Here is a 9,684-nt window from a genome sequence, read left to right on the forward strand (position 1 = left end):
TCCATTCCGGAAATGGAAGTGATGGCGAATGCTGCACGCGAGATGCTTCGCGCCTGAAGGCGCTCAGCATGACGCCACTTCTCACGAGGCAGTCCTGCGCGGCGAACGCACTTTTGCGCTCGGCGTTCCTACTTCGGCGATGTGGTTGAAAGGCAACAACGAGGAATGCAGAACGAAGATTGCAGAAGTTAGCGACCCTTGCGCAGCTTGCGGATTTCCTCCAGGCGCTCGCGGATGCGCTTCTCGATGCCCTGATCGGTGGGGTGGTAATAGCGGCGGTCCTTGAGGTTGTCGGGCAGGCACTGCATGTCGGCGACCTTTTCGTCGAAGTCGTGGGCGTACTGGTATCCCTTGCCGTAGCCGAAGCTTTTCATCAATCCCGTGGGCGCGTTGCGCAGGTGCAGCGGGACGGGCTCGGCGACGGTCTGCTCGACGTCACCTTTCACTTCGCCATAGGCGGCGTAGAGGGCGTTCGACTTGGGAGCGACCGAGAGGTAGACGACCACCTGGGCCAGCGCCAGGTCGCCCTCGGGCTGGCCCAGGAAGTCCACGGCGTCCTTGGCGGCGAGGGTGACAGCGAGGGCGTTGGGATCGGCCAGGCCGATGTCCTCGACCGCCATGCGCACCACGCGGCGGGCGATGTAGAGCGGCTCCTCGCCGGCCTCGAGCATGCGCGCCAGCCAGTAGAGGGCGGCGTCGGGGTCGGAATTGCGCACCGACTTGTGCAGGGCGGAGATGAGGTTGTAATGCTCTTCGCCCGCCTTGTCGTAGAGCAGCACGCGCTTCTGCAGGGCGTCCTTGACCACGTCGTCGGTGATGGCGCCGCCCTTGCCCACGGCCTTGGCGGCGATCTCGAGGACGTTGTAGCCGCTGCGGGCGTCGCCGCTGGAGTACCTGGCGATCCTGTCGAGTACCGCGTCCGGCACCGTCAGTTCCATGTCGCCCAGGCCGCGCTCGCGGTCGGCCACCGCCCGCCGCAGCAGGGCCACGATCTGCTCCTCGGTGAGCGGATGGAGGACGTAAACCCGGCAGCGGGAGAGCAGGGCGGAGATGATCTCGAACGACGGATTCTCGGTGGTGGCGCCGATGAGGCGGATAGCGCCCGACTCGACGTAGGGCAGGAAGGCGTCCTGCTGGGCCTTGTTGAAGCGGTGGATCTCGTCCACGAAGAGGATGGTGCGGGTGCCGTACTGGCGGGCTTTGTCGGCGTCGGCCATGACCGCCTTGATCTCCTTGATGCCGGAGAGCACGGCGGAGAACTCGATGAACTCGGCGTGGGTGAGGTGGGCGATGATCTTGGCCAGGGTGGTCTTGCCGACGCCGGGCGGGCCCCAGAAGATGAGCGAGCCGTGATCGTCGCGCTCGATCTGCACCCGCAGCGGCTTGCCGGGGGCGAGGATGTGCTCCTGGCCGACGAATCCCTCGAGCGTGCGCGGGCGCATGCGCGCCGCCAGCGGCTGCGTCTTGTCGACGGATTCATCGCGCGGGGTGGGTTGAAACAGGCCCATTTGTGATTTCTGATTTGTGATTTGTGATTTAACCCCGTGAATCGCAAATCACAAATCGCAAATCACAAATCCGCGCCGCTGCCGCGCGGCTTCGTAGAGAAGGATAGACGCAGCGATGGCGGCGTTGAGGGAATCGACCTTGGCGGAGTGTGGGACAACCACGGTCTCGTCCATGTCTTTCATGACCTCCCGGGGAAGGCCCGCGCCCTCGTTGCCGATGAACAGAGCCAGCTTGCCCGACAGATCGGCCTCATACGCCGGGGTTCCCTTGTGCGAGGAGGTGGCAACCAGGCGCACCCCGGCCTGACGCAACCTGGACAGGCAATCGTGCAGAGTCACCGTGATGACAGGCAGCCGGAAGACCGAGCCGGCCGAGGCGCGCACCGTCTTCGGTGAAAGGTGGCTGACGGTCTTCTCGGCCAGCAGCATCCCGGTGGCGCCAAAGGCCTCGGCGGAGCGCAACAAGGTGCCGAGATTGCCGGGGTCCTGGAGGCCGGCGGCGACCACCAGCAGCGGCTCCGGCAGGCGCAGTACGTCTTCGAGAACGAAGGACTTCAGCTTCACCAGGGCGGCGACGCCCTGGGGGGTCTCGGTGGCGACGGCGCTGTCGAAGACGGCGTCGGGGAGCTCGACGGTCTCGACCTGGGCGCCGATCTGGGGGAGCAGGCGGCCGGCGGCCGCGATCGCGGACTCGCGGAAGAAGACCGCACGGAAGCGCAAGCCGCTGCGGATGGCTTCCTCGGCGATGCGCAGGCCCTCGATGGCGCAGTGGCCGTCGGGGGTCGGCTCGCCGCGGGAGAAGGCGCGGCGCAGCTCCTTGACCAGCGGGTTCTGGGCGCTGGAGATGTGGCGCAGGCGGGTGCGGGAGGCAAGCGGCACGGTTCGACATCATACCCGCTTCGGAAGTCGCAAGTCGTGAGTCGCAGGTCGCTCGTCCTTGCGGCGGGTGCACTGATATGTTAGTTTTCGCCGTCGAGAAGCGAGAAAGGCGATCCTTGCCCGCCGAGATCATCAGGATCAATTCCGAGAATCCCGAGTCCCGTCTGATCCAGTACGTGGCCGAGCAGATCCGCGCCGGACAGGTGCTGGGCATGCCGACCGACACCTTCTACGGGCTGGCGGCCGACCCCTTCAACCTGCGGGCGGTGGAGCACGTGTACGACATCAAGTCGCGCTCCAAGCACAAGCCGCTTTCGCTGATGATCGAGAGCGTGGACCAGGCGGAGGAACTCACCCGGCCGCTGTCGGAGCAGTTCTACGCGCTGGCGCGGAAGTACTGGCCGGGCCCGCTGACGCTGATCGTGCGTGCGGCGTCGCGGTTGCCCCTGAAGGTGACGGCGAACACGGGGAACGTGGCGCTGCGGGTGCCGGCGTCGAAGATCGCGATCGAGGTGGTGCGCGCGGCGCAGGTGCCGATCACCGCGACCTCGGCCAACGTGAGCGGCGCCGCCGAATGCACCACCGCGGAAGGGGTGCGCGAGCAACTGGGGAGCAAGATCCCGGTGATCGTGGACGGAGGGCCGTCGCCGCGCAACGTGGCTTCCACCATCATCGACCTTACCGACGAGAAGGGGCGCTGGCGGGTCTTGCGTGAAGGCGCCATCTCCAGCCAGGAGATCGCGGAGTTCCTCGGCCACGAGGGATTGGCATAGGCGCATCAAATCCCAGGGGTCCCAGCATTGAGTGACCGACGACACCGATGGTTGTGGCTGCTGGCCGCGTGCCTGCTGGGGGTGGCGGTGTACACCGGGGTGATGTACCGGCGCATCCAGCGGCAGATGTGGGCGGACGAGACCCGGCCGGCGGACGCAATCGTGGTGCTGGGGGCGGCGGAGTACGCGGGGCGTCCTTCGCCGGTCTTCCGGGCGCGCCTGGACCACGCGCTGAGCCTCTACCATCGCGGCATCGCGCCGATGATGATCACCACCGGAGGGAAGGGCGAGGACCCGCAGTTCAGCGAAGGCGGCGTGGGGCGGAAGTATCTCATCGAGCACGGCGTGCCCGATGAGGCCATCATCGCCGAAACCCAGAGCGACAATACCGACGAATCCACCGAGCGGGTGGCGACCATCATGCAGAAGAACGGGATGAAGAGCTGCGTGGTGGTGAGCGACGGATACCATCTCTACCGGGCCAAGCAGATGCTGGGCCGGTACGGGCTACAGACGTACGGCGCGCCGCGCCCGATGCCTCGCCCGCAAAGCCGCTGGCAGCGAGCTTTAGTGGTGCTGCGGGAAGTGCTCAGCTACACCCTCTGGCGGCTGCACGTCACGTGAGAAGAAGTACCAAGTACCAAGCACCAAGTACCAAGTACTTAGTGCCGAATGAATGCAGGGTTTGCTAGCGGATGAGGACGAGCAGGCGGACGGGGCCGCCCGAGCCGCCTTCTAGTTTCGCGGGAGCGACGACCAGCACGGCCCCGCTGGGCGGCACCTGCTCGAGATAGCCGACGTTCTCGAGGTTGTAGAGGTTGTGGGCGGCGCCGTAGCGGTGCACGGGATGGTCCTTCGAAGCGCCAGGGTCCACGCTCAGGGTGTCGATACCGATGCCGACCACCTTGCGGGCCTCGACCAGGAACTGGACGGCCGCCTGGCTGAAGCCGGGGAAGTGCATGACGTTCTTGGCGTCGGCGTTGCGATACTTCTCCATCGAATACCAGCGCGACGACCAGCCGGTGCGGGCCAGCACGACCGCGCCCGGAGGAACCTGGCCGTTGGCCTGTTCCCAGGCGGCGATGTCGTCCACCGCGACCTGATATTCGGGATTCCCTTCCACTTTCTTGGTCACGTCGAGCACCACCAATGGCGCGATCAGGCGGTCGGGCGGGATCTGGTCCACGGTCCAGCCAGTCTTGGAGAAATGCGCCGGGGCATCGATGTGGGTGGAAAAGTGCTCGGGCAGGGTGATGTAGCGGGTGAAATAGCCGTTCTTGTCGAAGCTGGCGTGGACCGGCGCCTGGTACGGGCTCTGGGCCGTGCCTTCCCAGTTCGGCGACTTCTCGCTGATGGTGTGGGTGAGGTCCACGGCCGCCTGGAATTGCGCCTGGGGAGCAAGCGGGGTGCGGCGCTGGGCGAAGAGAAAGATGGCCAGCAGCAAAGCGACCGCGACGGCGAAGGTCTTCAGCTTCATGGGTCCTTACTATGGACGAGATTTGGAGCGAAAAGTTGCGGTAATTCCGTTGCCAATGTGGGAACCGGCTGGCGAGGAGCAGCTAGTTGGATTGGATGGCGGGGCGAACGGGTGGGATGGCCTAGCTGCAGTCGTCGGTCGTCAGTCGTCGGTCGTCGGCTGTGCGGAGACACGTTTCAAGGCGAAGCTGAACCAGAGGGAGTTGGCGCCGTTGTAGTGGACGAATTGTGCGGCGGAAGCAAAGCCGTCGCGTTCCACGGTGAGGCGGCAGGGGTCGCAAGGTGCCGCAGACGGGAATTCGTAACGGCCGTCTTTTTTCGTGGAGTCGGTGACAACCGGTTTGCCTGACGAGTCCACGAGCGAGACGGCGGCGCGCAGAACGGGCCAGCCGTCCTCGTCGGTGATGACGCCCTCGATCTTGCCGCGGGGTGGCAGGCCGTCGGGGGAGACGGAGCGGCCCAGCCAGCTGGGTCCGCGCAGCGGACGCCCGCCGAATCGTCCGGTCAGTCTGCCGTGATCGAGAGAGAGGACGCCGTTGACCAGGACATACTCGATCCCGCGGGCGGGGCGGTTCGGATCCTCGAAGGTGGCGACATCCATGACGGTAGCGGGGTCGAAGATGGTGATGTCGGCGAAGTACCCGGTGCGCAACAAGCCGCGGTCGGCCAGCTTCACCCGTTGTGCCGGCAGGGAGGTCATCTTGCGGATGGCGTCCTCCAGGCGCAGTACTTTTTCTTCGCGCACATACTTGCCGAGGATGCGCGGGAAAGTGCCCCAGGCGCGGGGGTGGGACTTCGACTCGCTGAGCGGCCCGACGGTATTGAGGGCGCCGTAATCCGTGTCGATGGCGACCCAGGGTTGCTGCATGGCCAGGCGGACGTCCGGCTCGCTCATCTCGAAGTAGGCGGCGCCGACGTTGTCGCGGTCGGCGATGACCAGATCCAGCAGGGCCTCGAGCGGGTCCTTCTTCTCCTGGGTGGCGATCTGGGCGACGGTGAGGCCTTCATACCCCTTCAGGGCGGGGTCGAGGACGGAGACGACCAGGATGCCTTCCGGCCCGCCGGTGCCGCGCCACATGTTCTCGAGGGCTCCTCCCGAGCCCATCAGTTCGTCGCGGATCTGCCGGCGAACGGCAGGATCGCGCAGGCGCTTGAGGAATGCCTCCTGGCCGCCGGCATGGAAGTGCGGCGGGATAGTGGCGCCCAGGGAAGTGGCGGCGGCGACGTAAGGATACTGGTCGGCGGTGACGTCGAGTCCTTGCGCGCGCGCTTCTTCGATCTTGGCGATGACCTGAGGCATCTTCCCCCAGTTCTGCTTGCCCGCCACCTTGAAGTGCCAGATCTCTACCGGGATGTTGGCTTCGCGGCCGATGCGGAAAGCCTCGTCGAGCGCCTGCATCTCGCTGTCGCCTTCATTGCGGATGTGCGAGGCGTAGATGCCACCGTACTTGGAGGCGACTTTGGCGAGCGCGATGAGCTCTTCGGTCGAGGCGTAGTTCGCGGGAGCGTAGATGAGCGAAGTGGAAAGGCCGAGGGCGCCGTCGAACATCGCATCCTCGACCTTCTCTTCCATCTTCGCGAGTTCTTCTTTGGTGGGCGCGCGGTCTTCCTTGCCGAGGACGACCTCGCGGACCTGGGTCGCGCCCACGAAAGTGGCGATGTTCACGCCCGAGCCCTGTGCTTCGAGGCGGCGGAAGTACTCGTCGAGCGTGCGCCAATCCACCGTGAGCTTGAAGTGCTCGAGAAAGTCCTTGGCCTCGCGGATGGTGAAGTCGTCCTGGGGGGCGACGGATTCGCCTTCGCCGGTGACTTCTGTGGTCACGCCCTGAGTGAGTTTGGAGAACGCCTGCTTGTCGATGAGGACGTTCACCTCCGACTGACCGAGCATGTCGATGAAACCGGGAGCGACTACCAGGCCGCGGGCATCGATCGTCTGCTTTGCGGTGACGCCCGGAGCGGCCTGGCCGACGAAGGCGATGCGGTCAGCGATGAGCCCGAGGTCGGCCTGGACCCAGGGATTGCCGGCGCCGTCCACCACGCGGCCGTTGCGGATGAGAATGTCGTACTGCTGGGCGTAGGCAGGCAGCGGTAAGAGCAGCAGCAGAAGCAGGATGCGTTTCATGAGCGGGCAACAAAATACAACAACCAGGGCGAAGGCAGAAGTCAGATCGAAGAAGGGAGGAGTCACTGCCAGAGCTTGGCGATGGCGATGGCAAGGCCAGCGGCGAGCAGGGTGCTCGAGAAGTTGACCTGGTCATTGTTGAGTATGCGTCTGCGTTCGAGGGTCGCCCCCAGCAGACTGTCAAAGAACATGCCGCAGACGGCGGCCATAGCAGCGATGGCCAAGCCGTAACCTGGGACCGATGCTGTGAGCACGGCGACGCCGGAGACCACCAGGGCGGCAGCCATGCCGGCCAGAGTGCCGGGACCGCTCACCCCGCCGTCGGTGCCTACGGGAACGGGCCGCAAGGTGGTGAGCAGCACGGGCTCGGCACCGAGAGCTTGGCCCATCTCGCTGGAGATGGTGTCGGCGGCAGCCTCGGCCAGAGCGCCGGCGCAAGCGAACATCAAGAGCGGCTTGTGCAGATAGGTGGCCAACAGTGCGCAGGCCGTGGCCACCGCCAGGTTGGCGAGCACCTGGGAGGCAGAGCGTCCTTCGCGCTTTTCAGCTGTGCCGAGCTGCTGCTTGCGGCGATATCCGGCGCGGGTGGCGGCCGCGGTGAGGACGAAGACCGCGAGCTCGACCATGAACAGCGGCGGCCAGGCGATCCAAAGCAGAAAAGTGACGGCGGCCCCGGCGATCGCGCCCGAGAGGGAGACGGAACGGAGGATGCGGGCCGCGACCGCGAAGGCGGCGGTCACGACCAGCCCCGCGGGCACGCGCGACACGGCCAGGTGCCAGCCGTCCGGAGAGACGGGGGACAGCAGCACCACGATGGCGGACAACGCGCTCATGGCTTGCGGCAGAGAGTCCGGTGCAGCGCATCGTATCAGAGGCCAGGGAGGTTATCGGGCGCGCGGAAGCCGAGTGTCATGCCACACGAATCGCCGATCAAGGACTTCGCGCGCTAGCGCGGGTTCCGCAGTTCCCGTAGAATAATCCATTCGTCATCATCACCAATGCCTGGCCGAGCAGCAGGCGGGAGTGTGAATGAGTTCATTGGGCAAGGCGGGACTCGCAGTCATTGTTTTTGCCGTGATCATCTGGGTGGGCTGTAACGAAGCGTTTCGCCCGATCGTGATCCCCATCCCCAGCCCGGGGCCGGACCCGCAAAACCTGTCGCGCGCGTACGCGCTGAGCAACAATTGCGTCCCCACTTGCCCGGTGCCGCCGCCTGGTTCCGGCATCGGGGCGCTGACCACGATTGACGTCCCCGGAGATACCGTCACCTCGGTCCAGTATGGCGGACGCGGGCCGGTGGATCTGTTCGTAACCCCGGGCGGTGGTCTGGCTTTCACCGTGAACAACCTGGATGACAACCTGACCGCGATCAGCCCGGGCAATCTGAACACGTTTCCGGCGACCATCCCGTTGCCGACCGGCGCGCAGCCGGTATTCGCTTTCAACCCCGGCATAGGCGCTTTATATGTCGCGGAGCCAGGGCGTAATCGGGTGGCGGTGATCAGCCTCGGTACCCTCGCCATGACGTCCGAGATCATAGTGGGAACCAGCCCGGTGGCGATCGCGGAACCGCCCAATGGACAGAAGGTCTATGTCGTGAACCAGGGGGACGGCACGGTCACGGTGGTGCGGACCGCCGATAACAGCGTGCTGGGAACCATTGCGGTGGGAACGTCGCCGGTGGCGGCGGTGGCCAGCTCGGACGGGCGCTTCGTATTCGTGGCCAACGAAGGCAGCAACGACGTGACGGTGATCGACACTACGAACGACACCACCGCCTTGACGACCATCGCCCTGGGAGCTTCTCCGGGCTGCGCCGGGCAGGTCCCCTGTTTTTCGATCACCTACGACCCAGGACTGAAGCGGGTGTACACGGCGAACCGGGCGAGCAACACGGTGAGCATCATCCGGGCGGACCAGCCGTTGCCGACGCTGCCGTCGCTGTTGACGCCGGCCCCGGGCATCGATGTGACCGCGTGCGCGGGTGCCGGGGCATCGCCCCAGCAGGTGGCGGTGCTGCCGGATGGGTCCCGCGCTTACGTGGCGAACGCAGGCACCGACAACGTCTGCGTGCTCGACAGCCTGAGCAACACCTTCACCAAGAGCATCGCGCTCCCAGTAGGAGCGGCCCCCACGTCGGTCGCTGCTTCCGCCAGCGGGACCAAGGTGTACACGGCCAATCCCGGGACGCAGAACATCAGCATCATCGCGACCACGTCCGACACCATCATTACTTCGCTGCAATCCCCGAAAGCCGATCCGAATTGCCAGGACCCGGCGCCGCCGGCCGCTCCGGTGTGCAGCCACATAAACCCGGTCTACGTGACCGCGCAATAACGGAACAATAAGAAGCCAGACGGCTGACGGTCGCGACAGATTCAGGCCCCACCCCCTCCCCGTCGATATGTCGATCTAAAGGAGTTAGGGGCAAGAGTATGTCAGATATGTTGTCTAAATCAGGAGTCAGGGGTCGGGGGTCGGGAGTCAGCAGGGAATTTCCAAAGATCAATCCGCGAATACGCAGCGCGGAGCGGCCGCTAGGGCCGCTACAACCAGCATAGCAAACCGAGGGATTGTGGACCTGGAGGTGGGGAATGGGAAGGGCAGTGGAATCAAGGGGTTGCGGCGGCGGAAAAACGCGACTTGACATTGCTAAAAGCTATAATCGGGGGCGGGCAAGTGACTGGGCCGCAAGAGCTTAGCGGATCTCGCGAAAAAGCGAGGCGAAAACAAGAATTGAAAAATGTTGATCCCGCCCTTTGCAGCCAAACCCGGGCCGCAAAGGACTGATTGGATAACAGCGAAGGCCCCAGTTCCGACACAGTAGTCTTTGGTTGAGGACCGAAGGCTTCTGGGGAGGAAGGAGCCCTCGCATGATGATTGTAGGCTGTGATTTCCATCCTGGCTGGGAACAAGTGGCCTGGCT

Annotated in this window: 8 protein-coding genes; 3 read left to right on the forward strand and 5 right to left on the reverse strand. The window is 65.0% G+C overall.

Annotation, left to right across the window (positions count from 1 at the left end; all coding sequences use genetic code 11):
• Positions 1 to 188: 188 nt before the first annotated feature.
• Both VMS96_04005 and VMS96_04010 read right to left on the reverse strand, forming a co-directional pair.
• Positions 189 to 1,508 carry a replication-associated recombination protein A gene (locus tag VMS96_04005; protein HVP42567.1) on the reverse strand — a complete coding sequence of 440 codons (1,320 nt, stop codon included), beginning with the start codon at positions 1,506 to 1,508 and terminating at the stop codon, positions 189 to 191.
• A 48-nt stretch (positions 1,509 to 1,556) separates the two neighbouring features.
• Positions 1,557 to 2,387 (reverse strand): RNA methyltransferase, encoded by an 831-nt coding sequence (locus VMS96_04010; protein HVP42568.1) that lies wholly within the window; start codon positions 2,385 to 2,387, stop codon positions 1,557 to 1,559.
• A 116-nt stretch (positions 2,388 to 2,503) separates the two neighbouring features.
• Between VMS96_04010 and VMS96_04015 the strand changes: the two genes are divergently transcribed.
• Together VMS96_04015 and VMS96_04020 are read left to right on the forward strand one after the other, a co-directional pair.
• Complete coding sequence (locus VMS96_04015; protein HVP42569.1) at positions 2,504 to 3,160, forward strand: L-threonylcarbamoyladenylate synthase; 657 nt, start codon at positions 2,504 to 2,506, stop codon at positions 3,158 to 3,160.
• A 27-nt stretch (positions 3,161 to 3,187) separates the two neighbouring features.
• On the forward strand, positions 3,188 to 3,784 hold the full coding sequence (locus tag VMS96_04020) for a YdcF family protein (protein HVP42570.1): 597 nt from the start codon (positions 3,188 to 3,190) through the stop codon (positions 3,782 to 3,784).
• A gap of 64 nt (positions 3,785 to 3,848) precedes the next feature.
• On the opposite strand, the gene VMS96_04025 is transcribed toward VMS96_04020, so the two are convergent.
• The 3 genes from VMS96_04025 to VMS96_04035 form a co-directional block, all read right to left on the reverse strand.
• Complete coding sequence (locus VMS96_04025) at positions 3,849 to 4,637, reverse strand: cyclase family protein (GenBank protein HVP42571.1); 789 nt, start codon at positions 4,635 to 4,637, stop codon at positions 3,849 to 3,851.
• A 141-nt stretch (positions 4,638 to 4,778) separates the two neighbouring features.
• Positions 4,779 to 6,758: an amidohydrolase family protein gene (locus tag VMS96_04030; GenBank protein ID HVP42572.1), complete on the reverse strand. Its 1,980-nt coding sequence runs from the start codon at positions 6,756 to 6,758 to the stop codon at positions 4,779 to 4,781.
• A 62-nt stretch (positions 6,759 to 6,820) separates the two neighbouring features.
• The gene (locus VMS96_04035) at positions 6,821 to 7,591 is read right to left on the reverse strand and encodes a DUF92 domain-containing protein (protein ID HVP42573.1); all 771 of its coding nucleotides are present in this window, start codon (positions 7,589 to 7,591) and stop codon (positions 6,821 to 6,823) included.
• A gap of 196 nt (positions 7,592 to 7,787) precedes the next feature.
• Here VMS96_04035 and VMS96_04040 point away from each other — a divergent pair, with 196 nt between their 5' ends.
• A complete protein-coding gene (locus tag VMS96_04040) occupies positions 7,788 to 9,095 on the forward strand; it encodes a YncE family protein (GenBank protein HVP42574.1) in 1,308 nt (435 codons plus the stop codon).
• Positions 9,096 to 9,684: the final 589 nt, after the last annotated feature.

Source organism: Terriglobales bacterium, assembly GCA_035543055.1.
Lineage (GTDB): Bacteria > Acidobacteriota > Terriglobia > Terriglobales > Acidobacteriaceae > JAIQFD01.